General features: G+C 62.6%; 24 protein-coding genes and 1 pseudogene. 13 read left to right on the top strand and 12 right to left on the bottom strand.

The features are described 5' to 3' along the window. Positions 1–5: 5 nt before the first annotated feature. Positions 6–1037, top strand: coding sequence for a phosphotransferase enzyme family protein (locus tag VC35_RS12445; RefSeq protein WP_046040369.1), 1032 nt, complete (start codon positions 6–8; stop codon positions 1035–1037). Positions 1038–1204: 167 nt separating this feature from the next. Here VC35_RS12445 and VC35_RS12440 read toward each other — a convergent pair whose 3' ends face one another. Together VC35_RS12440 and hpaC are read right to left on the bottom strand one after the other, a co-directional pair. Then, a complete protein-coding gene (locus VC35_RS12440) occupies positions 1205–1501 on the bottom strand; it encodes a DUF6124 family protein (protein ID WP_046040367.1) in 297 nt (98 codons plus the stop codon). A 508-nt stretch (positions 1502–2009) separates the two neighbouring features. Next, on the bottom strand, positions 2010–2522 hold the full coding sequence (hpaC, locus tag VC35_RS12435) for a 4-hydroxyphenylacetate 3-monooxygenase, reductase component (protein ID WP_046040366.1): 513 nt from the start codon (positions 2520–2522) through the stop codon (positions 2010–2012). A 259-nt stretch (positions 2523–2781) separates the two neighbouring features. Here hpaC and VC35_RS12430 point away from each other — a divergent pair, with 259 nt between their 5' ends. Continuing rightward, positions 2782–3411, top strand: coding sequence for a response regulator transcription factor (locus VC35_RS12430; protein ID WP_046040364.1), 630 nt, complete (start codon positions 2782–2784; stop codon positions 3409–3411). Between the two features lie 153 nt (positions 3412–3564). On the opposite strand, the gene feaR is transcribed toward VC35_RS12430, so the two are convergent. The 9 genes from feaR to VC35_RS12385 form a co-directional block, all read right to left on the bottom strand. Next, positions 3565–4485, bottom strand: coding sequence for a transcriptional regulator FeaR (feaR, locus tag VC35_RS12425; protein ID WP_046040363.1), 921 nt, complete (start codon positions 4483–4485; stop codon positions 3565–3567). A gap of 150 nt (positions 4486–4635) precedes the next feature. After that, positions 4636–5586 carry a PDR/VanB family oxidoreductase gene (locus tag VC35_RS12420; RefSeq protein WP_046040362.1) on the bottom strand — a complete coding sequence of 317 codons (951 nt, stop codon included), beginning with the start codon at positions 5584–5586 and terminating at the stop codon, positions 4636–4638. A gap of 203 nt (positions 5587–5789) precedes the next feature. Then, complete coding sequence (locus VC35_RS12415) at positions 5790–6530, bottom strand: SDR family NAD(P)-dependent oxidoreductase (protein WP_046040361.1); 741 nt, start codon at positions 6528–6530, stop codon at positions 5790–5792. A 10-nt stretch (positions 6531–6540) separates the two neighbouring features. Beyond that, positions 6541–7041, bottom strand: a complete 501-nt coding sequence (locus VC35_RS12410) for an aromatic-ring-hydroxylating dioxygenase subunit beta (protein WP_046040360.1) — start codon at positions 7039–7041, stop codon at positions 6541–6543. Next, complete coding sequence (locus tag VC35_RS12405; RefSeq protein ID WP_046040359.1) at positions 7038–8321, bottom strand: aromatic ring-hydroxylating oxygenase subunit alpha; 1284 nt, start codon at positions 8319–8321, stop codon at positions 7038–7040. The genes VC35_RS12410 and VC35_RS12405 overlap by 4 nt, the downstream gene beginning before the upstream one ends. Before the next feature lie 23 nt (positions 8322–8344). Further along, on the bottom strand, positions 8345–9493 hold the full coding sequence (locus tag VC35_RS12400) for an amidase (protein ID WP_046040357.1): 1149 nt from the start codon (positions 9491–9493) through the stop codon (positions 8345–8347). Then, complete coding sequence (locus VC35_RS12395) at positions 9490–9996, bottom strand: nuclear transport factor 2 family protein (RefSeq protein ID WP_046040356.1); 507 nt, start codon at positions 9994–9996, stop codon at positions 9490–9492. Before VC35_RS12395 ends, VC35_RS12400 begins: the two co-directional genes overlap by 4 nt. 3 nt (positions 9997–9999) lie before the next feature. Then, entirely contained in the window at positions 10000–10371 is a 372-nt protein-coding gene (locus VC35_RS12390; protein WP_046040355.1) for a hypothetical protein, read from the bottom strand. Positions 10372–10408: 37 nt separating this feature from the next. Beyond that, positions 10409–11572: an acyl-CoA dehydrogenase family protein gene (locus tag VC35_RS12385; protein ID WP_046040354.1), complete on the bottom strand. Its 1164-nt coding sequence runs from the start codon at positions 11570–11572 to the stop codon at positions 10409–10411. A 231-nt stretch (positions 11573–11803) separates the two neighbouring features. On the opposite strand from VC35_RS12385, the gene VC35_RS12380 reads away from it, so the two are divergent. From VC35_RS12380 to VC35_RS12345, 8 genes are all read left to right on the top strand, one after another. Further along, positions 11804–13276, top strand: a complete 1473-nt coding sequence (locus VC35_RS12380; RefSeq protein ID WP_046040353.1) for a sensor histidine kinase — start codon at positions 11804–11806, stop codon at positions 13274–13276. Positions 13277–13672: 396 nt separating this feature from the next. Then, positions 13673–14821, top strand: coding sequence for an amine dehydrogenase large subunit (locus VC35_RS12375; RefSeq protein ID WP_046040352.1), 1149 nt, complete (start codon positions 13673–13675; stop codon positions 14819–14821). 11 nt (positions 14822–14832) lie between these two features. Beyond that, the gene (locus VC35_RS12370) at positions 14833–15372 is read left to right on the top strand and encodes a MauE/DoxX family redox-associated membrane protein (protein WP_046040351.1); all 540 of its coding nucleotides are present in this window, start codon (positions 14833–14835) and stop codon (positions 15370–15372) included. 5 nt (positions 15373–15377) lie between these two features. Then, the gene (mauD, locus tag VC35_RS12365) at positions 15378–16004 is read left to right on the top strand and encodes a methylamine dehydrogenase accessory protein MauD (RefSeq protein ID WP_046040350.1); all 627 of its coding nucleotides are present in this window, start codon (positions 15378–15380) and stop codon (positions 16002–16004) included. An 18-nt stretch (positions 16005–16022) separates the two neighbouring features. Beyond that, complete coding sequence (locus VC35_RS12360) at positions 16023–16544, top strand: methylamine dehydrogenase light chain (protein ID WP_008050506.1); 522 nt, start codon at positions 16023–16025, stop codon at positions 16542–16544. Positions 16545–16643: 99 nt separating this feature from the next. After that, a complete protein-coding gene (locus tag VC35_RS12355; protein WP_046040349.1) occupies positions 16644–17165 on the top strand; it encodes a hypothetical protein in 522 nt (173 codons plus the stop codon). A 110-nt stretch (positions 17166–17275) separates the two neighbouring features. Further along, positions 17276–17494 carry a DUF4287 domain-containing protein gene (locus tag VC35_RS12350; RefSeq protein WP_046040348.1) on the top strand — a complete coding sequence of 73 codons (219 nt, stop codon included), beginning with the start codon at positions 17276–17278 and terminating at the stop codon, positions 17492–17494. A gap of 94 nt (positions 17495–17588) precedes the next feature. Next, complete coding sequence (locus tag VC35_RS12345; protein ID WP_046040346.1) at positions 17589–18260, top strand: class I SAM-dependent methyltransferase; 672 nt, start codon at positions 17589–17591, stop codon at positions 18258–18260. A gap of 162 nt (positions 18261–18422) precedes the next feature. Here the strand turns inward: VC35_RS12345 and metE are convergent, their stop codons facing one another. Continuing rightward, positions 18423–20711: a 5-methyltetrahydropteroyltriglutamate--homocysteine S-methyltransferase gene (gene metE, locus VC35_RS12340; RefSeq protein ID WP_046040345.1), complete on the bottom strand. Its 2289-nt coding sequence runs from the start codon at positions 20709–20711 to the stop codon at positions 18423–18425. 138 nt (positions 20712–20849) lie between these two features. On the opposite strand from metE, the pseudogene VC35_RS28870 reads away from it, so the two are divergent. The 3 genes and pseudogenes from VC35_RS28870 to VC35_RS12330 all read left to right on the top strand — a co-directional run. After that, positions 20850–20984: pseudogene (locus VC35_RS28870) on the top strand (hemin-degrading factor); the annotation flags it as partial. A 149-nt stretch (positions 20985–21133) separates the two neighbouring features. Continuing rightward, positions 21134–22117 carry a FecCD family ABC transporter permease gene (locus VC35_RS12335; RefSeq protein WP_185754776.1) on the top strand — a complete coding sequence of 328 codons (984 nt, stop codon included), beginning with the start codon at positions 21134–21136 and terminating at the stop codon, positions 22115–22117. After that, positions 22117–22884 carry a heme ABC transporter ATP-binding protein gene (locus VC35_RS12330; RefSeq protein WP_046040342.1) on the top strand — a complete coding sequence of 256 codons (768 nt, stop codon included), beginning with the start codon at positions 22117–22119 and terminating at the stop codon, positions 22882–22884. The genes VC35_RS12335 and VC35_RS12330 overlap by 1 nt, the downstream gene beginning before the upstream one ends. Positions 22885–22936 lie beyond the last annotated feature (52 nt).

Genomic DNA, 22936 nt, shown 5'->3' with positions numbered 1-22936 from the left:
TTGCCATGACTGAATTCCACACCCTTGCATTCGACACCCTGAGCCATGACCAGCAAGTGACCCGTCTGCACGAACTGGCGCGCCATGCCCTGCAACAGTGGGACGGCGAATTCGCCGACATCGAACTGGTGAAGTTTCGCGAGAACGCGGTGTTCTCGGCCCGCCGCCACGACGGTCAGCGGGTGGCCTTGCGTATCCATCGCAATGGCTATCACTGCGAGGCCGCGCTGCGCTCCGAGCTGCAATGGATGGAAGCCCTGGCCGGCGCAGGCATTACCGTGCCGCAGATTATCCGTGCGCAAAATGAAAGCCATCTGATCGAAGTCACCCACCAGGCCATCGGCGAGGCGCGGCACATCGACATGCTCGCCTGGCTGCCAGGCGCCACCGCCGGCACTTCCGAGGCCGGGGTGCAGGCCGATACTGAAATCGATTTCCTGTTCAACGAAGCCGGTGCGATTGCTGCGCGCATCCATCTGCACTCGGCGGATTGGCAACAGCCAGACGAGTTTGTCCGGCATGCCTGGGATGAAGAAGGCTTGATCGGTGCCAACCCGTTCTGGGGGCGTTTCTGGGAGCTTGCGCAGCTCAGCGATGAGCAGCGGGATCTGTTGCAACAGGCCCGGCGCAAGGCGCGCAAGAACTTGCGTCAATACGGGCGGCACCTGGGCAACTTCGGCATGATTCACGCGGACCTGGTGCCCGAGAACCTGCTGATCGAAGGCCCGCACCTGCGCCTGATCGACTTCGACGATGCCGGGTTTGGCTGGCACATGTTCGAGTTGGCCACGGCCTTGTACTTCTGCCTGGATGACCCGCGCTATGAGCAGATGAAGGCGGCGCTGCTCGACGGCTACAACGCGGTCAAGCCGCTGACCGAGGCGGATCGCAGGACACTGGCGCTGTTCCTGATGCTGCGCGGCACCACGTACCTGGGCTGGATTCACACCCGCCAGGGCACGCCGACGGCGATAGAAATGGCGCCGATGTTGATTGAGCGGGCTTGTTTGTTGGCTCGGGAATATTTGCAGCAGTAACGATGCTTTTGTGGCGAGGGAGCTTGCTCCCGCTCGGCTGCGCAGCAGTCGTAAACCCGGTCATTGCGGTACTTCTGAAGCACCGCAATGGCTGATTTTGGGGCTGCTTCGCAGCCCAGCGGGAGCAAGCTCCCTCGCCACAGGATTACCTTCCGCCTCAAGAGCCGCTATCCCGCCGGATCAAGCCTGTCCAGCGCCCGATTCACCGCCAACTCCCCCAGCATGATCACTTGCGCGATGCCCAGCAGGGTGTTGCGGTGCGTACCTTCCAGGAAACCCGCCAGGTCATTGACCATCACGTTCGCCGAGGCCAGCGATTCGCAGGCGTGGGCCAGCAGGGTTTCGGTGTCGATGTCGGGGTTGATGGTGAACAGTGTGGAGGGTTTGTGCGGGGCGGCCATGATGTGCAGGCCCGGGTTGGGGCAGGAATCGTTGTCTGGTGGATCAGGGGTAACCTTTGACATGTTTCGAACTCCGAAAATGGAGCCGTCACCGAGTCGCTGCTAAACGATGGGTGGCAGCTGTGCGCAGGTTAGCAGACCGGGGAGTACGATACCGGCGCGCCCGAAGACGCCCTGCGCACAGCTACCATGAAGTCCAGGCATGAAAAGACCTGACTGTTTGGAATGCAGATGCGCTTCGTAACACCACGGGCTGCTAAACCCGATCACTGGGAATCAGTGACGCGGACCAAGTTACCGATGGCCTCCAGGGCGCACAAGCCGGCGGATTCTGGCGTACCTGTAGGCAACGACGCAAGACGTTGTAGCTTGCAGGAAGTGACGCCTACAGCCGTTAAACAGGCATATCGAGCGGACGCATTTGTGGCGAGGGAGCTTGTCGGATCGCCGCACCGTCCCGCTCGGCTGCGCAGCAGTCGTAAAACAGGTAACCGCGGTTTGACTGACTCATCGCAGATTCAGCTTTTGGGGCCGCTTCGCAGCCCAGCGGGAGCAAGCTCCCTCGCCACAATCAGCAATGCGCCCCGGCATGCTCAACGCGATGAAACAACCGGTTGAAATACACCAGGCTGTCGCGCGGCTCCCGCACCCCAACCTTCGTCAGTTCCACGAACATCACCGAATGCGAGCCCACTTCCTTGCACTCGGTGATCCGCCCCTCAAGCTGCACCAGGGCATCGCGCAGCACCGGCACGTCGGCGGCGCCGTCGTCCCACAGGTCCCAAGCGAAGCGTTCGTCCATCGGCACCTTGGTCATGCCGGCGAAATGACGGGCCAGTTCTTCCTGCTCGCCACACAGCACGTTGACGCACAGGTGGCCGTTGGTGCGGAACACGTCGTGGGTGGCGCTGTTGCGGTTGACGCACACCAGCACGGTGGGCGGCGAGTCGGTCACCGAGCACACGGCGCTGGCGGTGATGCCGCAACGACCGCCGGGGCCGTTGGTGGTGATGATGTTCACCGCGGCAGGCAGCTGCGCCATGGCGTTGCGAAAGTCGATTTGCTGCTGGCTCAGGTCGGCCATGTCGATGCCCCTTCCTTCAGGAGGGCCGCTATCTTGCGGCCCGTAGGTGATGGAACAAGACTAAGGCTGCGGGCGCGGTACAACCATTCTGACGATCCCCATGGCAGGGTTGGGTTTCCGCTAGTCGACTAGGTGGTTTCTTTATCGCAAGGGCCGGCCACAGTGGGTATTCTGCATACTGGCTCCAGAAAGATGAGCCAATGCGTGCCGCACGCTCCCGTGCGAAAACAATAATTAGAAAACTTTCGTGGCAGCCCCGATGGAAATCCGTAAACCGATTGTTTATATCGTCGACGACGACAAGGACCTGCGAACCTCACTGGCCTGGTTGCTGGAGTCGGTCAGCGTGCAGGCGCAGTGCTTTGCCGGCGCCGAAGAGTTCCTCAGCCAGTACGACCCCAAGCAGCCCGCCTGCCTGGTGCTCGACGTGCGCATGCCGGAAACCAGCGGTTTCCAGTTGCAGGAAATCCTCAACCAGCGCGGCAGCACCTTGCCGACCATTTTCGTCTCGGCCCATGGCGACATTCCGATGTCGGTCACGGCGATGAAGAACGGCGCGCTGGATTTCGTCGAGAAGCCCTACAACCCGCAACAGATGATCGACCGCATCCAGGCCGCGCTGAAGACCGCCGTGCACGCCCAGGCCGATCAGCAGCAGCGTCAGAACCTGCAGGGCAAGCTGGCACTGCTGACCACCCGAGAGCGGGAAGTGTTGATGCTGGTGATCGATGGCAAGGCCAGCAAGGTGATTGCCCGGGAACTGAACATCAGCGTGAAGACCGTTGATGTGCACCGCACCAAGATCAAGGAGAAGATGGGCGTGAGCAGCATCGCCATGCTGGTGCGCGAGGTGCTGCATTTACCGGTGGATGAGCCGGCGCGGCACTGAGGGATCTGCGGCAGTCATGAGGCCGCCATCGCGAGCAGGCTCGCTCCTACAGGTCGATCCCGGCCAGGCACAAATTCTGTGTTCGCTGGAGATCCACTGTAGGAGTGAGCCTGCTCGCGATGAGGCCGGCAGACTCAACATCAATGGCGGGTGTCAGATCTGGCTATACCGCTTGCGATAAGCACCCGGTGACACGCCGAAGCGCGATTTGAACGCCGACGAGAAGTAGCTCGAATCCGAGAACCCCCACGCATAACACAGCGCCGAAAGCTTCTGCTCGACATCGGCGCGGCGCAGGTTTTCGGCGCAGAAATCCAGGCGTCGGTGCTTGATGTATTGCGCCACCACCAGCCCGCGCTTGGAGAACATCCGGTACAGGCCGCGCACGGAAATCCCGACTTCACGGGCAATCAGCTCGGGGCACAGTTCTTCGTCGCTCAGGTGCGCGTCGATGAAGGCGATGATCTTGCGAAATTGCCGCTCATGGGCGTCTGCACCGCAGTCGCGGGCGCTAATGCCCGGCAGCAACAAACTGGCCAGGGCATCGAGCACGGCCTCGCTTTCCTGCATGTCCAGCCCGTCCTGCTGGCGGGTGTCCAGCACCAGCTTGTTGGCCATCGCCGCCAGGGGGCTGCCGGCCGCGATGCGCGTGGCGCAGTTGACGGCATTGAAGTGCGAACCGCGCTCAACCACCTGGCGCGGAAGAATCAACGACAGTTGTCGGCAATCGTCGTTGTAGATCATGTCGCTGGGACGGCTGGCGTCGATCAGGGCGATGTCGCCACAGCCCAGTTGCGCGCGGTTGTCGCCCTGCTCCAGTTGCGAGCTGCCACGCAGCTGGAACACCGCGTAGTAGTGGCCGTCGCTGCTGGTGCTGACGTCCTTGCTGGTGCGGTACAAATGCACGTGCGCCATGTCGACCACACTGAGGTTGATCGCACCGCTGCGAAATTCTGCCAGTTCGCCGTAGAAATCGGTGTCCAGCGCCTGGGCATCGAAACGCCCACAAGCCTGGTTCACCTGGCTCAACCAACTTTCGAACGCCTCGTTGCGCACCGTCGATGCTGTAATCATGTCCGCAAGCCTCACGTTTTTGTTGTTATTTTTCGACCGCTTCATCGAGCGGTTCGTCAAAACGGTTACTTCTGTAGCCATCTCCTCCTTCGACGGCCGCCGGGCGCCCATTCAACAGGCTCCGGCCCAAGCTTTCCAGTCGACTTTCAGTTAAAGGTCCAATACCAGACGAGCGGAAAGCGCCCGTGATACACAGGCACAAATCTGCTTGTTGGAGGCCTTTTCCTTGTTCGACAGACAGTTGTCGCGGTGCTCCGGCAAGCCGTCCAGCACTTCGACGATGCAGGTGCCGCAGATGCCTTCGCGGCACTCGGTGTCGATGTCGCAACCATAGGCCTGCAACACATCGACCAGGCTGGCGTTGGCCGGCACTTGCAGTACCACGCCGGAACTGGCCAGTTCCACTTCGAACGTACCCGCCGGCGCGCTGTTGGCGGCCGGGTCTGCGGCGAAGTGTTCCAGGTGAATGGCATCGTCCGAGCGACTGCGGGACGCCACTTCCACCACTTTGTTCATGAAGGGTGCCGGGCCGCAGGTGTAGACGTGGGCGGCGCTGCCGGCACGCTCCAGGCATTCACTCAACGCTGCGTCGAGATCCGCGGGCTCCACGCCATAGTGAAACTCCACAGATTCAGCAAAGTTCGTCGCCAACAGTTCGGTAAACGCCGCGTACTGCGCCGAGCGGGCGAAATAGTGCAGGCGATACGGCTGGCCGCTTTCCGCCAATTTGTAGGCCATGCTCAGCAGCGGCGTGACACCGATACCGGCGGCGAACAACACATGTTCGCTGGTACTTTCATCGAGACGGAACAGGTTGCGCGGCGCACCCATTTCCAGCTCCATGCCCTCTTCCACTTGCTCGTGCAGCGCCAGCGAACCGCCGCGCGACTGCGCCTCTTTCTTCACCGCCACCAGATACGCACGGCGATCCTGTGGCGGGCTGCACAGCGAATACTGGCGGGTCACCCCGGTCGGCCCGGTCAGGTCGACGTGGGCACCCGGTTCATAGGTGTCGAGCGGCTGGCCGTCACTGCGCACGAGGCGAAAGGAACGGATATCCAGCGCTTCGTCGACGATCCTTTCGATCTTCACCTTCATCATTGCATCACCTAAAACTGGTTATTTCGGTTAATTCGGACAGCTAACAGTCTTGAGCCAGGCACCACCCTGTGGCGAGGGAGCTTGCTCCCGCTCGACTGCGCAGCAGTCGCAAAACTCTTCAGTGTCAGCAATATTTGGGGGCCGCTTCGCAGCCCAGCGGGAGCAAGCTCCCTCGCCACAGGTTCTAAATCACCCCTGCTTTCTCAGCGCATGAACAAACCGCCGTTGACGTCCAGGCACGCGCCAGTCACAGAGGTCGCGTTGTCGGCGACCAACAGCAACACGCTGTCGGCGATGAACTCGGGGTCACCGAGGGTGCCGGCCGGGATCATCTTGAGGATCTGTTCCAGTCGCTCCGGAGCCACGGTCTCGCGCACCACAGGCAAGTCCAGCGGACCCGGCGAGATGCTGTTGACCGTCACGCCCTGGGGCGCCAGTTCACGGGCGAAGACCTTGGTCAGGGTCGCCACGCCACCCTTGGCCGCCGCGTAGTGCGCGCCGGTGGCGGTGCCGCCGTTCTGCCCGGCAAGCGAAGCAATGTTGACGATGCGCCCGAAGCCGCGCTCGGCGAAGTGCGCGCCGAACACCTGGCAGGCAACAAAGGTGCCGCGCAGGTTGATCGCCATCGACTCGTCGAATTCTTCCGGCGTGATGTCCATCAGCGCCGCGACTTTCGACACGCCAGCGTTGTTCACCAGAATGTCAGTGCCGCCCCAGTGCGCGGCGAGCAGGTCGCGGGCGCGCTGGAAGTCGGCCTTGCTGCGCACATCCAGTTCGATGGCGACGGCCGTGGCGCCGCTGCCATCCAGCTCGGCGGCCAGATGCCGCACGCCATCGAGGCGCACATCGGCCAGGCCGACGCGATAACCCGCCGCGTGCAGACGGCGGGCGATGCACTCGCCCAGTCCGCGTGAGGCACCCGTTACAAGGGCTACTCGACTCATGATGTTGCCCTCACAAAAGGAAGCCGAGCGCGCTCAGGCTGTCGGTGGAGTTGATCAGGCGCACCACTTTGCGCTCCAGGGTCGGCACGCCATCGGTGAAGCGGATACGGTGGTTCAGGTCAGCCACAAACGGCGTGTGCACACCGCGCTTGTAGGCGTACAGCAGTTGCGCCGAGTTGACTTCGACGATGTCGCCGGCCGCTTCCACCAGACGGAAACGCGAGATCGTGCGGATGGTTTTCGCCGCGTCCACCGCCGACGGCGAGTAGCCGGCGGTCAGGCGTTCGATGCGCAGGTCACGCATGCGCGCATCGTCGTAGGCGTAGTTCAGGGTCGCTTCGAAATCTTCGGTGTCCGGGTCGATCGGCACGATGTACTTGCCGCTTTCGCTCCACAGGGTCGCCCATTCGGCGTAGTTCTTGTGGTCGAGCAGTTCGGCTTCGCGCCAGATGAATTCGATGGCCTGGGCCAACGGGCCGGAAAAACCATTCAGGGTGTCGTGATTGCTCATTGGCTCATCATCCTTTTCCACATGTCGTAGGCACCGCGCATGCCGCCTTCGTCGGTGGCGTGGCTGACCTTGTCGCCGTTTTCAGCGGTGATTTCGCGGTTCAGGCCGCGGTTGACCAGGATTGGCGCATCGACGCCGGCATACGAGCCGCGTTGCACGCGGTCCCAGGCCTCGGCATCGTCAGGGCTGCCGAAACCGAACGGGCCCTGGAAGTGTTCGTGGATGCGCATGCGTTCGCGGTTGGCGATTTCCGGGCCGCCGTCCATGCCGAGGGCAACGTGACGGATCTCGGTTTCGGTGACCGACACCGGGCGCAGCACGCGGAAGAACGACATCGACATCGCCACGTTGGGGAACAGGTTAAGGTTGAAACCGGCGCCGTGCAGCGAGCGCACGATGCGACGGACCTGATCGGCCGGCATGGTTTTCGACAGTTCTTCAGTCACATGGGCGAAGCGCTCCTGCAACTGCTCGGTGCCGTCGTCATGATCGAGATCGACGTGCTCCGGCACCATCACCATCACGCTGTGGCCGTTGCCCAGCGAGTGGGTGACGGCTTGTTCGTCGGTCATGAACGAGAGCATTTCCGAGGTTTCTTCATCCACCGACGACATGAACGACTTGTGCACGATCGGGAAGTGGTAACCGTCGGTGGTGTTTTCCAGCTGGATCTTCCAGTTGCCCTTGAAGCTGAACTTGTGTTCGCCCTGGGTCTTGATCGGGTAACCGGCGCCCTGCTTCATGAACAGGTCCATCCAGTGCTTGGCGCCGCCGAGGAAGTCTTCCAGCGGTTCGATCTCGTCGTTGTAGCTGGCGAAGATCATGCCGGCGTAGCGTTCGACGCGCAGGCTGGTCAGCGGCAGTTCGGATTTCTCCAGGATACCTTCGTAGCCATCCGGATACGGCAGCGCACGCAGCTTGCCGTCCAGGCCATAGGACCAGCTGTGGTACGGGCAGGTGAAACCGGTGGCGTTGCCCTTGTGCTTCTCGCACACGGTGGCGCCACGGTGCCGGCAACGGTTTTCCAGCACGTTGATGTTGTTCTTCTTGTCGCGCACGACAATCACCGGGCGACGGCCAATGGTGGCGGTCTTGAAGTCGCCGCTGTTGCGCACTTCGCTTTCGTGGGCAACCCACACCCAGGTGCGGTAGAAAATCTTGTCCAGCTCGGCTTCGAACAGCGCCGGGTCGTTGTACAGCGAGACATCGACGCGGTCGTGCTGGACCAGGTCTTCGGGGCTTTTCGACGTTGCGATCAGCTGATATTCATGAGTGCTCATGCGGTTCTCCTCATGGCTTCTTTTTATGATTTTGTTTTAGAGCCAGGCCGTTCGGCGGCCATGCTCTGTTGCAGTTGCGCACCAAAGGCGCAGACCAGTTCGTCCTGACCTTTACGACCGACGATTTGCAGGCCAACCTTCAGCCCGCCGCAGTCGAGTTCCACCGGCACCGTCAGAGCCGGGTGGCCGCTGAGGTTGAAAGGCCGAACCAGCGGAGTCATGCCGGCCACGGCCTTGCTGCCGGCGCGGGCTTCGCTGAGGGTCGGCGGCAGGGTCGGCATTGTCGGCAGCAGCAATACGGCAAAGTCTTCCAGCGCCGCGTCCACTTGTTGAGTGAACGCCGTGCGCACGGCTTCGGCCTCGGCCAGGTCTTGGCGAGTGGTGCGGCTGGCTGCCAGCAGACGTGTTTCCACATCGGCGCCGATCAGGCCCTTGCCGGTCAGGTGACCGAACGCCGCCCAGTTTTCAAAATTGATCACGGTCAGGCCGGCGGCGAACGCCGCTTCGAATTCGCTCAGGTGCAGGTTGCTTCGACGCCATCCGGCGCGGTCCGCGGCGGCACCCAGGCTGGCTTGCAGGTGCGCATCGCAGGCCACCTCGAGAAAACCGACCTTGGCGCCTTCGCCCGGCAAGTCTTGAATTGCAAAGCCCGGGCAGATCACCTGCATCGCGGCGATCAGGTCGTCCATGCTTTTGGCGAACGGCCCGACGCAATCGAGGCTGGATTCCAGCGGATGGGCGCCGACACGGCTGACGCGACCATAAGTCGGCTTGAGACCGGCAATCCCGCAGCAGGCTGCCGGCACCCGCACCGAACCACCGGTATCGGTGCCGATGGCGATGTCCGCCAACCCGGCCGCAACCGCCGAAGCCGAGCCGCTGGACGAGCCGCCAGGAACACGATCCGGCGCTTGCGGGTTGATCGGTGTACCGGTCCAGTCGTTGATGCCGGTGACGCCGAACGCCAGTTCATGCAGGTTGGTCTTACCGACGATCTGCCAGCCGGCGTCGAGGATCGCATCGACCACTTCGGCGTTTTTCGTCGCCGCCGGAGCATCGGCAAACGCGCGGCTGCCCGAGCGGGTCGGATGGCCGGCGATGTCGATGGAGTCCTTGATGGCGACGCGCTTGCCGTTGCCACCGAGGAGGAATTCGCTGATGAAAGTACTCATGTGCCCGCTCCCAAGGTGAAGAGCTCCGTATTGAACAGCCGTTGCGTGCGGAAATGCGCGATCAGCCAGACGCCGTCGTCACAACGAAAATCGATGTTCAGGCGCGTGCCGAACAGCTCGTTGCGGCCATCGGCGTAAGTCGAGATCTGCTGCATGATCCACTGCCCCTGCGCCGCCTTGCCGTCGACCAAAATCGATTCGCTGGTGAGGTAATGCAGGTTCAGCTTGAAGTGGTCGGACGGCGGCAGATAACCGCCGACAAACGCGGCCACCGCCTCACGCCCCTGGTGCTGACCGAAAGTCTGTGCGGTCTGGGTGCCGAGGCCTTCCCAGATCGCATCCTCGGTGAACAATTGCGCCAACTGGCTCAGATGAATCGCCGCCCGCGGCACGTCGCACAGGTCCATGTAGTGCGCCATCAGGCGACGCACTGCGCTTTCCCCTTCGAGCTTCGCCAGATCCCCTTCGAGCGTCGCCAGACGCTGCAGCAAGGCCTCGTTCATGGCTTACACCTTGGCCGCATCAGGAATGGTCAACGGGCGACCGATGCGCGCTTCGATCTTGGCGTAGCGCCACAGGCTGTATTGGCCGACCGGCGTGGTGCGGAACAGGTTGCAGGCGTCGATCACCGACTGGTGGCAGTCGACGTCGGCCATGATGTACACGGTCCACGGTGAGGTGGTGGACGGGCCGACCATCAGGCGGTCGTCGTCCATTGCGCCGAGCACGGTGATGCCGGGCATGGCGCCGAGGTCACCCATCATCTGGCTGAAGCCTTTCCACACGCTCAGGCCTTCGCCGGTGGGCAGGTCGAAAAAGTTCTGGGTGATGCCGATGCAGAAGACGACGCGCAACGGTTCCTGGGTAGCTTGGGACATGCTGTTGATCCTTGAAAAAGTGAAAAATCAATAGGGTTCAGATGTAACCCGGGAACGGCGGCACGCCGAGTAACACCGAGCCAGCGCCGTCGTACAGGCCTTCGCTGAGGAAGGCGTGCTGGGTCACCACCATCGAGTCGCGCAGGTAGCGTTGCAGCGGATGGCGCAGGTAAATGGCGGTGGTGCCGGCCAGGCTGTAGGCGCTCTGCACCACCTCGGCACCGGCTTGGGACACATGAATGGCCGACAGGCGCAACAGGCTGGTCTGCTCCGGGGTGACCGGGTTGCCGGCCAGGATCGAGTTCCACACCTGCTCGGTGGCGTTGTAGAAGAAACCGCGGGCGGCGCTGAGCTTGGCTTCAGCCTTGGCGATCTCGATGCGCACGTAAGCGCGGTCGGACAATTTCGGCGCGCCGGTGATGCCGCTGCCGCCAGCCATGCGGCTGATTTCGTCCAGTGCGGCACGGGCCAGGCCGAGGTTGACCACTGCCAGCACTTGCGCGGCGTAGGCGATCGACGGGTAGCGGAACAGCGGCTCGTCGATGGTTGCGGCACCACCACGGATAAACGTCCAGCGCTCATCAACGCGTTTATCGCTCACTCGCAAGTCATGGCTGCCGGTGCCTTTGAGGCCGACCACTTCCCAGTTCTCGACGATGTCTACCTGCTCCGGGCGGAACACAGCGGTGCGCGGCTTGCCGCCGGCGGCGCCGATGCCAACGCCCAGCAGGTCTGCGCCTTTGCAGCCGCTGGCGAATTTCCAGGTGCCGTTGACCTGATAGCCGCCTTCCACGGCCTCGGCCGGTTGCAAGGGGAACAGGCCGCCGGCGAATACCAGGTCAGGGCTTTCGGCGTAGAGCTCCGCCAGGGTTTCCCGCGGCAAGGCGGCAAGGTAGACGCCGGCGCTGCCGAAGCTGGCCACCCAGCCCGCCGAGCCATCGGCTTCGGAGATGCGCTCGATCATTTGCAGGAACAGCGACGGTGCCAGGGCATCGCCGCCGAAGCATTTCGGCGTGGCGGCGCGGTAGATGCCCACCTGCTTGAAGCGCTCGATCATGTCCCGAGGTACGTGGGAAACAGTGTCGAATTCTTCGCGACGCTGGCGAACCTCATCCAGCACTTGCTGAAATAGCTGACTCTCGACCATTGGTACGACCGGGGCGGACACAGGGTCTTGTTGCGCGACAGCTGAACGCAGCATGGGCTAGTTCTCCGTTTTGATTATTGTTAGTGGGGCTGCACCGAGAAGAGGTGTGGCTGCCCTTGCATTGAGGTCCAGTGTAAAAACCGCGTCCCGGCACAACTATTGGTGCGTGCAGCCCCCTCGCTAAAGAAAACCCCTAGACCTCCACCGGTTACCTCTGAGCGCATCCCGCTGTGCGAGCAGGTATAAAACGCCATACTGCAAATCTCTGCCGCCAGGGGCCGTGCGATGTACCAGCCAAAACCGAACGACTTTTATGCGCTGATCGAAGCCATGCCGCTGTGCATCATTCTTCATGACGCGCACACCAAGGAAATTCTCTGGGCCAACGCCGCTGCCCTGGCGGCGTTGGGCTTTACCCTGGAAGAACTGACGCCGCTCAAGGCCCCGGACATGACCCGCGACGCACCGAAGTACCGGCGCTCGGTGGGTTTGCGCTGGCTGGAAGGCGCCGCGCGCACCGGGCAACGGGCCATCGAGTGGTGCTATCGCTCCAAGCAAGGGGTCGAGATTCTTTCCGAGGCGGTGGCGACCCTGGTGCACCTGGACGGTCGCGATGTGTTGATGGTGCAGTTCCGCGACATTTCCAAGGAGGACAAGGTCAAGCGCGACCTCAAGCGGTTCGAAAGCCGACTCACGGCGTTCATGCAGGACCTGGCCGAAGGCGTGGCGGTGCTCGGCCCCGAGGGCGACATCGTTTTTATCAGTGACTCCGGCGCGCACCTGCTCAACAGCGAAGTGCACAAGCTGATAGGCAAGAACTTCCTGGCCTGGTGCGACGACGCATCCGGCCAGCGCCTGCTGCAACAGCTTGCCCATGAGCGACCGAAGCACGCGCCGTTCAACGTGCATTACAGGGTGCAGCGCCGCGATGGCGAGTGGCGCTGGCATGACGCAACCTGCCGCTACATCGAGATCGAGGACGATCTGGTCGGCCATCTGCTGTTGTTCCGCGACGTCACCGAGCAAGTGCTGGCCGAAGAGGCGCGGCGGGTCAGCGAGCAGAAAATCGAATACCTGGCGCGCTACAACGCCATGGGTGAAATGGCCGTGGCCATCGCCCACGAGTTGAGCCAGCCATTGGCGGCGACTCGCAACTTTATTGAAGGCGCGGTGATTCGCCTGGGCAACGCCGGCGAAACCGATCAAGGCGTCGCCTGGGGTTTGCAGAGCGCCGTGCGGCAGATTGAGCACGCCTCGGTGATCATCAAGAGTGTGCGCGATTACGTGGTCAAGCTGGAGCAGACCGAAGAACTGGTCGACCTCAATGAGCTGTTGCGCGAAACCCGCTACTTCATCAGCCTGCGGGCCGATCCGAGCCTGGTGCGCGTGGAAATCGTCACCGCGCCCGAACCGCTGCGGGTGAGTTGCGAGAAGGTGCTGATCGGTCAGGTGATCCTCAACCTGGCCTTCAACGCCATTGAAGAAATGGCTGACCTGCCTACTGAACGTCGATTGCTGCGAATCCATGCCAGCCGTGAGAACGACGTGGCCCTGGTGCGCATCGAAGACTGCGGTCGCGGCATTCAGGCCCAGGCGCGAGAAAAACTGTTCGACGGTTTCTTCTCGTCCAAGGTCAGCGGCAACGGCATCGGCCTGGCGCTGTGCAAGAACATCATCGGCCGCCACCGTGGCGATATCTGGGCGCAAAACCTCGAGCCGTGCGGCGCGGTGTTCAGCTTCTCCCTGCCCCTCGCCTGAAGCACACAAATCCTGTGGCCTGATCTACACAAACCCTGTGGCCTTACACAACCCCTGTGGCGAGGGGGCTTGTCGGAACGCCGCATCGCCCCGTTGGGCTGCGAAGCGGCCCCAGCATTTCCCAGTCACACCGCGCCAGCAGGCTTTGCGACTGCTGCGCAGTCGAACGGGGGCAAGCCCCCTCGCCACAAATTCGCCTACATCCTTCTCCCTCTCATTCCAGTCAACCCCCCGCCTTATCAGCTTGTGCAGCCAGTTTCATGACACTGGCACAGACACACAAACACTTGGCAGGCAGGGCAATTCTCCCGATCGCGGGGCACGGCAGAATCAAAGGGTAAAAATCTGCCAAAGCACCCGCGATCCGCGTTACCAACAATTCAGGAAGTTCCCCTTATGCGAACAAACAGGATCTCCGTACAGTCAGCGCTAGGCCTGAGCCTGCTTGTACTCGGTTTGAACAGTGCCCGCGCGGACTTGCCCGCCGGTACGATTGGCCAGACCGTTCTGGCGTTTCCACCCGAAGCTCACCGCGCGTTTGTCATCGACGTCGAGTTCGACAGCTTCGTGGCTGGCCGCGTGACCGTGGTCGACCCGGACCAGAAGCGCATCCTCGGCATGGTGCCGACCGGTTTTGCTGCGCCGTCGACCCTCAGTCACGACAAGAAGACCCTCTACAGTGCGGACATCTGGTATTCGCGCGGCACCCGTGGCACCCGCACCGACGTGCTCACCGCCTGGGACAGCTCGACCCTGTCGCCGGCCTGGGAAGTACTGATTCCGAACAAGCGCGCCGAATCGCTGACCCAGCGTTACTCGCTCAAGCCGAGCGGCGACGACAAGTTCGTCTACGTCTACAACTTCACCCCGTCGACGTCGGTGACCGTGGTCGATACCCAGGCCAAGGCCGTTGCCACGGAAATCGCCATCCCCGGTTGCGTGCTCAACTACCCGGTCGGCAACCGCCGCTTCGCCTCGCTGTGCGGTGACGGCAGCCTGCAGGTGGTGACCCTCAACGATCAGGGCCAGGAAACCGCGCGCAGCCGCACGCCGTTCTTTGATCCGAACGCAGAAAAACTGGTAGAGCGCGCGGTCAACGTCGGCGACACCTACTACTTCACCACCACGACCGGCACCGTACACCCAGTGGATTTCGCCGGCGACGCGCCGAAGGTCCTGCCGTCCTGGTCACTGGTTTCCGACGAGGAAAAGAAAGCCGGTTGGGCGCCGGGTGGCTGGCAGTTGATGGCCGTGGCACCGAAGCTGGACCGCTTGTACGTGCTGATGCACGACGCCCACGAAGCGATGAAGTGGGAAGACCCTAGCCCGCTGATCTGGGCGTTTGACCTCAAGACCCACAAGAAAGTGGCGACCCTGGAAGCCCCGGTTCCGGTGTGGAGCATGCAGGCCACCGGCGACGACAAGCCGCTGTTGCTCGGCGCCGACGTGGAAGGCGGTTTGCAGATTTTCGATCTGAAGACCAACAAGCTCACCGGCAGCATGCCGAAAGTCGCCAAAACCGCGACTCAAGTCCTGAGCTACTAAGAGGTTCGGCCATGCACACAGATCCGATCTTCATCATTGCCAGCGCCGTCGCCATCGCGGTGTTGCTGGCCAGCGCCGCGACCCACAAGTTGCGCGCGCCGGCCCGCTTCGCCCGGCAGCTGGCGGACTATCAACTGCTGCCCGAGGCGCTGGTGCGCCCGACGGCACGGTTGGTGCCGTTGCTGGAACTGGCCATCGCCTTTGCCCTGCTGGTGCCGGTCAGCCGTGGTTATGCCGCGTTGAGCGCCGCCAGCCTGTTGGCGCTGTACGCCGCCGCCATCGGCATCAACCTGTGGCGCGGTCGTGCGGACATCGATTGCGGTTGCGCCGGTCCCGACCAGGCACAGCCACTGCGCCCGGTACTGCTGCTGCGCAACAGCGCACTGGTGGCTCTGGCGCTGTTCGCCAGCGTGGCGCCGGTTGCCCGCGACCTCAACCTGTTCGATGGCTTCGTGACCCTGGCCGCCGCTGCGGTCGCGCTGCTCATCTACGCCGCGGCCGATGGCTTGCTGGCGAATTCCCCTCTTCTGCTCAAATTGATTGGTAGGTAATCGAAATGGAAGGCTTGATTGTTTCCAACGTTCTGCTCTGGGTGCTGCTGGTGGCTGTGGCGTTTGTCGTCATGGGCCTGGTGCGGCAGATTGGCGTGCTGCACGGTCGCCTGGCGCCGGCCGGCGCGTTGATGGTCGACAAAGGCGTGGCGGTCAATGAACCCGCGCCGCAAGTCACCGCCAGCGACCGTCACGGTCGTCCGGTGAACTTCGGTTATGCCGGCGAGAAATCGCAACTGCTGTTCTTCCTCTCGCCGACCTGCCCGATCTGCAAGTCGTTGCTGCCGGCGATCAAATCCATCGCCAAGGAACAGGCCGGTAACCTCGACGTGGTGTTCGTCAGCGATGGCGACATGGACGCCCAGCAAGCGCTGATCCGCGAACACAAACTCGAAGACGCCACCTACGTGGTCGGCCCGCAAGTGGGCATGACCTACCAGATCGGCAAGCTGCCGTACGCCGCGCTGATCGACAAGGCCGGCACCCTGCGCGCCAAAGGCCTGGTCAACTCCCGCGAGCACCTGGACAGCCTGTTCGAAGTCGAGCACCTGAAGCACGCCACGCTGCAGCAGTACCTCAATGCCCAACCGCACACCCACGATCACGACCACAGCCACGGCCATAGCCACTGATAAGGCAGGGAGACCTTTATGAAACTGCTGGATCTGTTGTTTGAGCGTTCGTCCCGCCGTGTCGCCGACACCACGTCGCGCCGCAAACTGCTGGCACGCATGGGTTCGCTGATGGTGGCCGGTGCCGCCCTGCCCCTGCTGTTGCCGCTGGATCGCACCAGCAAGGCCCTGGCCGCGGAGCCTGCACAGGCCGGCGACCCGGGTGATCCGAACAGCTGCGACTACTGGCGCTACTGCTCCATCGACGGCTTTCTGTGCAGCTGCTGCGGCGGGTCGGTGACGTCCTGCCCACCGGGCACCGAAGCCTCGCAAGTGACCTGGATCGGCACCTGCCGCAACCCGGCCGACGGCAAGGACTACATCATTTCGTACAACGACTGCTGCGGTAAGCAAAGCTGCGCCCAGTGCGCCTGCACCCGTAACGACAGTGAAGAACCGGCCTACCGCCCGTTCAACAACAACGATGTGAACTGGTGCCTGGCCGCCAAATCGCACATCTATCACTGCACCGTTTCGGTCATCCGCGGCGTCGCCGTTTAAAAACGCGCTTTCCGCCGGTTGTTCGCGCAATCGGCGGCTTTTTTATTTTGTCCGGTTGTTTTTTAACTTTCGCCCGCAACAAGCAAAAGGTGCTCAGTCATGCGCAAGTTGCTACTCCTCGGTCTCATCTGCGCCCTTGGCGCCCCGCTCGCCTATGCCCGGGCCATTCCCACCCCGAACCAGCATCACGCGCCGGGCAATGAATCACTGCAAACCCCGATTGCTCAGGCCGGTTACAGCGTCGGCGTGAACTACCAGCTGCAATGCGCCGGTTGCCACCTGGGCGACGGCAGCGGTTCCGCCGCCAACGACACGCCACGGATGAAAGGCTTTGTCGGCAATTTCCTGAAAGTCCCGGGCGGCCGCGAATTCCTCGTGCGGGTGCCGGGCATGTCGCAGTCGGCGCTGAACAACGCGCAACTGGCGGACTTGCTCAACTGGCTGATGCGTGAAGACGGCATGGCTGGCAATAGCCTGCCGGTCGACTATCAGCCCTACACCGCCGAAGAAGTCACGGCGTTGCGCGCCAAGACCATGCTCAACCTGCCCGGCACCCGTAGCGAGTTGATCAAGGCCATGCGTGCCCAGCGCATCGCGATCGATGACGGGATGAATGACTGAGATCGACATGCTCCAGGTTCGACTATCTGGACGATGGACGCGTTGACGGCAAATAAGTAACGTAACGGTGCTGTTTTCGAACCTGGAAAATCGAAAAGGGAGTTTGCATCGTGACCGAAGAGACAAAAACCAAAGGACCGGCTTCGTACTTTCCGTCCATTGAAAAAAAGTACGGGCAGCCGATCAGCCACTGGCTGGACCTGCTCAAGACCGTCAGCGACAAGAAACACATGGAACTGGTGGCCTGGCTCAAAGCCGAACACGGCATGGGTCATGGTCACGCCAATGCGCTGGTTGCCTACCATCTGGCAGCCACTAAAAGCGCCTAGCCATGCGCAGTCGGCGGAGCCGGGTAAACCGGCTCCACCGTAAATCTTCTGTTGCCCTATCCTTTCATCCAACCCATCACGCCGGACATCGACCATGTCAGCCCCCGAATCCACCCTCCTCGACAGTTGGCACCACAACGCCCGGGCCTGGATCGACGCCATTCGTAGCGGCACCATCGAAAGCCGCCAAAAGGTCACCGACCAGGCCATCCTGCTGGCGGTGCTAGGGCGTCAGCCCGAGCGTGTGCTCGACCTGGGTTGCGGCGAAGGCTGGTTGTTGCGGGCACTGGCAGACCGGGGTATCGAGGCGGTCGGCGTGGATGGCGATGCGACGCTGGTGGCGGCGGCGCGGGCGGCGGGCGCTGCGCCGGTGCATTTGGCGAGCTATGAACAACTGGCTGAAGCGAAAGTCGACATCGGCCGCGACTACAACCTGATTTGCGCCAACTTCGCCCTGCTGCATCAGGACATCATCCCCCTGCTCGCCGCCATGAACACCCTGCTCGCCCCGGGTGGCGCGCTGGTGATCCAGACGCTGCACCCGTGGGCGGCTGCGGCGGGCGATTATCAGGATGGTTGGCGGGAAGAGACCTTCGCAGGCTTCAAGGGGCAGTGGCAGCCCATGCCGTGGTATTTCCGCACCCTGTCCAGTTGGCTGAACGCACTGGACATGGCGGGTTTTGTGCTGGCCGGCTTGCAAGAGCCACAGCACCCGCAAAGCTCCGTGCCACAGTCATTGCTGTTGGTGGCCGAACCGCGCCGCTGAGTGGTTTCAATATCGCACACAGTTCTTGTACCCGCCGATAATCCCTGTGGGAGCGGGCTTGCCCGCGAAGAGGCCGGCACATTCGACATCGATGTCGCCTGACACTCCGTCATCGCGAGCAAGCTCGCTCCCACAGGTTTCACTGGTGCATCCAGTAAAGCGTCAGGCCCATTCTTTACGCAGGTGGCGCGCAGCGTTGACCATGTGCACCAGCGCCGCTTCGGTTTCCGGCCAGCCGCGGGTCTTGAGGCCGCAGTCCGGATTGACCCACAGGCGGTCGGCGGGAATACGCTTGGCGGCCTTGCGCAGCAGGTTGGCCATTTCCGAGGAGTCCGGCACCCGTGGCGAGTGGATGTCATACACGCCCGGGCCGATTTCGTTCGGGTAGGCGAAGGCTTCGAACGCGTCCAGCAGCTCCATGTCCGAGCGCGAGGTTTCGATGGTGATCACGTCGGCATCCATGGCGGCGATGGACTCGATCACATCGTTGAATTCGCTGTAGCACATGTGGGTATGGATCTGGGTTTCGTCACGCACGCCGGAGGCGCACAGGCGAAACACTTCGGTCGCCCAGTCCAGGTAGTGCTGCCACTGCGCCTGACGCAACGGCAGGCCTTCACGGAACGCGGCCTCGTCGATCTGCACGATCCTGATCCCGGCGGTTTCCAGGTCCACCACTTCATCACGGATCGCCAACGCCAGTTGACGGGCCTGCACTTCGCGGCTCACGTCTTCGCGCGGGAACGACCACATCAGCATGGTCACGGGACCGGTCAACATGCCCTTCATCACCTTGTCGGTGAGGCCTTGGGCATAGCGGATCCACTCCACGGTCATGGCTTTCGGACGACTCAGGTCACCGTAGATCACCGCCGGTTTCACGCAGCGCGAACCGTAGCTCTGGACCCAGCCGAAACGGGTGAGCACGTAGCCGTCGAGTTGCTCGGCGAAGTATTCGACCATGTCGTTGCGCTCGGCTTCACCGTGCACCAGCACGTCCAGGCCCAGGCGTTCCTGCACTTGCACGGCGTGACGGATCTCGCTGTGCATGGCTTCGGTGTATTCGGCTTCGGTCAGTTTGCCTTGCTTGAACGACTGACGAGCCAGGCGGATGGACGCGGTTTGCGGGAACGAACCGATGGTGGTGGTCGGAAACAGCGGCAGGTTCAGGCCGGCGCGCTGTTTCTCGATGCGCTGGGCAAACGGCGAATGACGCTGGCTGTCCTGGGCGGTGATGGCGTCAACACGCGCCTGTACGGCCGGCTTGTGGATGCGAGGCGATGCAGCACGGCTGGCCTGCACGGCGCGGCTTTGGGTCAGCGCTTCAAGCACGTTCGGCGCTTCCGGCTCGTTGACTGCCTGAGCCAGCACCGCGACTTCTTCACACTTCTGCACGGCAAACGCCAGCCAGCTTTTCAGTTCGGCATCGAGCTTGTCTTCACGACACAGGTCAACCGGGCTGTGCAGCAGCGAGCAGGATGGCGCGACCCACAGGCGATCACCCAGACGTTCTTGGGCGTGCTGCAAGGTGGCCAAAGCGTTTTCCAGATCGCAGCGCCAGACGTTACGGCCGTTGACCACGCCCAGCGACAGCACTTTGTAGGCTGGCAGGCGATCGAGGATGGTCGGGTACTGCTCAGGTGCGCGAACCAGATCGATGTGCAGGCCGTCCACCGGCAGGTTGGCGGCCAGGCCCAGGTTCTCTTCCAGCCCACCGAAGTAAGTGGCGACCAGCTTCTTCAACGGGTCACGCTGAATCAGGTTGTAGGCCCGCTCAAAGGCGTTTTTCCAGTCCTGTGGCAGGTCGAGTACCAGGATCGGCTCGTCGATTTGCACCCACTCGACGCCCTGTGCCGCCAGGCGCTGGAAGATCTGGCCGTACAGCGGCAACAGACGATCCAGCAGCTCCAGCTTGTCGAATTCGGCGCCCTTGGCCTTGCCCAGCCACAGGTAAGTCAGCGGGCCGATGATCACCGGCTTGACGTTGTGCCCCAATGCGCGGGCTTCTTCGACCTCTTCGAACAACTGGTCCCAGCCGAGCTGGAACTGCTGATCGGCGCTGAATTCAGGGACGAGGTAGTGATAGTTGGTGTCGAACCACTTGGTCATTTCCTGGGCATGCGCGCCGCCGCAGCAACTGTCGCTGACACCACGCGCCATGCCGAACAAGGTTTGCAGGCTGGCCTTGCCATCGTGCGGGCGGAACCGCTCCGGGATCACACCGAACATCAACGAGTGAGTCAGGACCTGGTCGTACCAGGCGAAGTCACCGACGGGCAGCAGATCGATGCCGGCCTTTTTCTGCAAATCCCAGTGGGTCTTGCGCAGGTCGCGGCCCACAGCGCGCAGACCGGCTTCGTCGAGCTCGCCCTTCCAGAACGCCTCTTGAGCCTTTTTTAGTTCGCGGTCGCGACCAATGCGCGGAAATCCAAGGGAATGGGCCACAGCCATGTCAAATAACTCCAATGCGTTCAATGGGGCCATTGTCGACAGTACCAACGAGTGAGACAAACTCATTTTAATCTTGATGATCACAAGTTCTTCTCATGATCGATGACACTGCACAGCCTGCACTGGATGGACACCTGATTCAGCGCACTCGCCCCGATGTTCAACCTGCACCTGAAAACCACTGGCGTGACCGAACCGTGGCGTGTGCGTAAGCCGAGCGTCGATGGCATCATCACCCGCTACGAAGGTTTCGATGCCCGCCCCCCTCTGATCGACTAAGGAATAGTCCCGATGCGTATCAAGACACTGCTGGCCTGTGCCACGACGTCCTACCCGGACACCACAGCGCAGGCCGCCGAGATCAGCCAATGACGGCCATTTTTCGGCCGCGTCCGACGTTGATCTTTTTGCTGTTATTGCTGGTGCTGGTTTTCTGGCTGTCCCTGGCCCTCGGGCCGGTCAGCCTGCCGCTGGGCGATACCTTGCTGGCCGGGATGCGTCTGCTGGGGTTGCCGCTGGAAGGTGGCGACACGCAGCAGGCGGAGTTGATCCTCGGGCAGATTCGCCTGCCGCGCAGCTTGCTCGGCATCGCCGTCGGTTCGGTACTGGCGCTGTCCGGCGTGGCAATGCAGGGGTTGTTCCGCAATCCCTTGGCGGACCCAGGTCTTGTCGGCGTCTCGGGTGGTGCGGCGCTCGGTGCCGCCCTTGCCATCGTCGGCGGCAGCCTGCTCGGTGGCTTGCCGCCGGCGATCGAACCCTACCTGCTGTCGGTCAGCGCCTTCGCCGGTGGCTTGATCGTCACGGCGGTGGTGTATCGCTTTGGTCGCCGCAACGGGCAAACCGACGTTGCCACCATGCTCTTGGCGGGTGTGGCGATGACGGCCATGGCCGGTGCCGGGGTCGGTCTGTTCACCTACCTGGCCGACGACGCCACTTTGCGCACCCTGACGTTCTGGAACCTGGGTAGCCTCAACGGCGCCAGCTACCCGCGCTTGTGGCCGTTGCTGATCGTCACCCTGGGCGTGGCGTTGTGGTTGCCCCGCCGGGCGGCGGCGCTCAATGCATTGCTGCTGGGTGAGTCGGAGGCCCGTCACCTGGGCTTCGACATCGAGCGGATCAAGCTTGAGCTGGTGTTGTGCACGGCGCTCGGCGTCGGCGCGGCCGTCGCGGCAGCCGGCCTGATCGGCTTTATCGGCCTGGTGGTGCCGCATCTGATGCGCCTGCTGGTCGGCCCGGATCACCGGGTGTTGCTGCCCGCGTCGTTGCTGGCCGGTGCCAGTCTGCTGTTGCTGGCCGATCTGGCGGCGCGCCTGCTGTTGGCGCCGGCCGAGTTGCCCATCGGCATCGTGACTGCGCTGATAGGCGCTCCGTTCTTTCTATATCTGTTGGTGCGAGGGCGTTCCTGATGCTGCGGGCAAACAACTTGCTGGTACGTCGTGGCAACCGCACGGTACTGGCGAACATCGATATCAAGTTGCGCCCAGGTGAAGTGCTGGGTGTGCTGGGGCCCAATGGCGCCGGCAAAAGCACCCTGCTCGCTGCTTTATGCGGCGACCTGGCGACCAGCGAAGGAACGGTCCGCCTCGACGAGCGTCCGCTCGCCGACTGGCCGGGTCAGGAGCGGGCCAAACGCCTGGCCGTGCTGCCGCAGAGTTCGAGCCTGAACTTTGCGTTTTCGGTCAATGAAGTCGTCGGCATGGGTCGCTTGCCCCACGCCAGCGGCCGCGTGCGTGATGCCGAAATCGTCGCCGAGGCGCTCAAAGCCGCCGATGCGCTTCATCTTGCCGGACGCAGCTACCTGGCCCTGTCCGGCGGTGAACGCCAGCGCGTGCATCTGGCGCGGGTGCTCGCTCAGCTCTGGCCCGGTGCCAAAGGGCAAACCCTGCTGCTCGATGAACCGACGTCAATGCTCGATCCGCTGCACCAGCACACCATTTTGCAAGCCGTGCGTGATTTCGCCGAGCGCGGCGCCGCGGTGCTGGTGATCCTGCACGACCTCAACCTGGCCGCACGTTACTGCGATCAACTACTGTTGTTGCAACAGGGCCTGCCCCACGCCTACGGCCCACCGGCAGAGGTGCTGACCGCCGAAGCGCTGGCGGCGGTGTATGGGCTGGAGGTGCTGATTCAGCAACACCCGGAGCGCGGCCACCCGTTGATCATCGCGCGCTGATGCCGCCCCCTCCTCTGTCATCGAGGGGGCACCTGTCCAATAAGGAAAACCG

The sequence above is a fragment of the Pseudomonas fluorescens genome, assembly GCF_000967965.1.
Classification (GTDB): Bacteria; Pseudomonadota; Gammaproteobacteria; order Pseudomonadales; family Pseudomonadaceae; genus Aquipseudomonas; species Aquipseudomonas grandcourensis.
This window is presented reverse-complemented; position numbering and strand designations above follow the sequence as displayed.

What these genes read in the sequence shown, in the direction of transcription:
- VC35_RS12445 (WP_046040369.1), top strand. Translation starts at nt 6, where the DNA reads ATGACTGAATTCCACACCCTTGCATTCGACACCCTGAGCCATGACCAG.
- VC35_RS12440 (WP_046040367.1), bottom strand. Translation starts at nt 1,501, where the DNA reads ATGTCAAAGGTTACCCCTGATCCACCAGACAACGATTCCTGCCCCAAC.
- hpaC (WP_046040366.1), bottom strand. Translation starts at nt 2,522, where the DNA reads ATGGCCGACCTGAGCCAGCAGCAAATCGACTTTCGCAACGCCATGGCG.
- VC35_RS12430 (WP_046040364.1), top strand. Translation starts at nt 2,782, where the DNA reads ATGGAAATCCGTAAACCGATTGTTTATATCGTCGACGACGACAAGGAC.
- feaR (WP_046040363.1), bottom strand. Translation starts at nt 4,485, where the DNA reads ATGATTACAGCATCGACGGTGCGCAACGAGGCGTTCGAAAGTTGGTTG.
- VC35_RS12420 (WP_046040362.1), bottom strand. Translation starts at nt 5,586, where the DNA reads ATGATGAAGGTGAAGATCGAAAGGATCGTCGACGAAGCGCTGGATATC.
- VC35_RS12415 (WP_046040361.1), bottom strand. Translation starts at nt 6,530, where the DNA reads ATGAGTCGAGTAGCCCTTGTAACGGGTGCCTCACGCGGACTGGGCGAG.
- VC35_RS12410 (WP_046040360.1), bottom strand. Translation starts at nt 7,041, where the DNA reads ATGAGCAATCACGACACCCTGAATGGTTTTTCCGGCCCGTTGGCCCAG.
- VC35_RS12405 (WP_046040359.1), bottom strand. Translation starts at nt 8,321, where the DNA reads ATGAGCACTCATGAATATCAGCTGATCGCAACGTCGAAAAGCCCCGAA.
- VC35_RS12400 (WP_046040357.1), bottom strand. Translation starts at nt 9,493, where the DNA reads ATGAGTACTTTCATCAGCGAATTCCTCCTCGGTGGCAACGGCAAGCGC.
- VC35_RS12395 (WP_046040356.1), bottom strand. Translation starts at nt 9,996, where the DNA reads ATGAACGAGGCCTTGCTGCAGCGTCTGGCGACGCTCGAAGGGGATCTG.
- VC35_RS12390 (WP_046040355.1), bottom strand. Translation starts at nt 10,371, where the DNA reads ATGTCCCAAGCTACCCAGGAACCGTTGCGCGTCGTCTTCTGCATCGGC.
- VC35_RS12385 (WP_046040354.1), bottom strand. Translation starts at nt 11,572, where the DNA reads ATGCTGCGTTCAGCTGTCGCGCAACAAGACCCTGTGTCCGCCCCGGTC.
- VC35_RS12380 (WP_046040353.1), top strand. Translation starts at nt 11,804, where the DNA reads ATGTACCAGCCAAAACCGAACGACTTTTATGCGCTGATCGAAGCCATG.
- VC35_RS12375 (WP_046040352.1), top strand. Translation starts at nt 13,673, where the DNA reads ATGCGAACAAACAGGATCTCCGTACAGTCAGCGCTAGGCCTGAGCCTG.
- VC35_RS12370 (WP_046040351.1), top strand. Translation starts at nt 14,833, where the DNA reads ATGCACACAGATCCGATCTTCATCATTGCCAGCGCCGTCGCCATCGCG.
- mauD (WP_046040350.1), top strand. Translation starts at nt 15,378, where the DNA reads ATGGAAGGCTTGATTGTTTCCAACGTTCTGCTCTGGGTGCTGCTGGTG.
- VC35_RS12360 (WP_008050506.1), top strand. Translation starts at nt 16,023, where the DNA reads ATGAAACTGCTGGATCTGTTGTTTGAGCGTTCGTCCCGCCGTGTCGCC.
- VC35_RS12355 (WP_046040349.1), top strand. Translation starts at nt 16,644, where the DNA reads ATGCGCAAGTTGCTACTCCTCGGTCTCATCTGCGCCCTTGGCGCCCCG.
- VC35_RS12345 (WP_046040346.1), top strand. Translation starts at nt 17,589, where the DNA reads ATGTCAGCCCCCGAATCCACCCTCCTCGACAGTTGGCACCACAACGCC.
- metE (WP_046040345.1), bottom strand. Translation starts at nt 20,711, where the DNA reads ATGGCTGTGGCCCATTCCCTTGGATTTCCGCGCATTGGTCGCGACCGC.
- VC35_RS12330 (WP_046040342.1), top strand. Translation starts at nt 22,117, where the DNA reads ATGCTGCGGGCAAACAACTTGCTGGTACGTCGTGGCAACCGCACGGTA.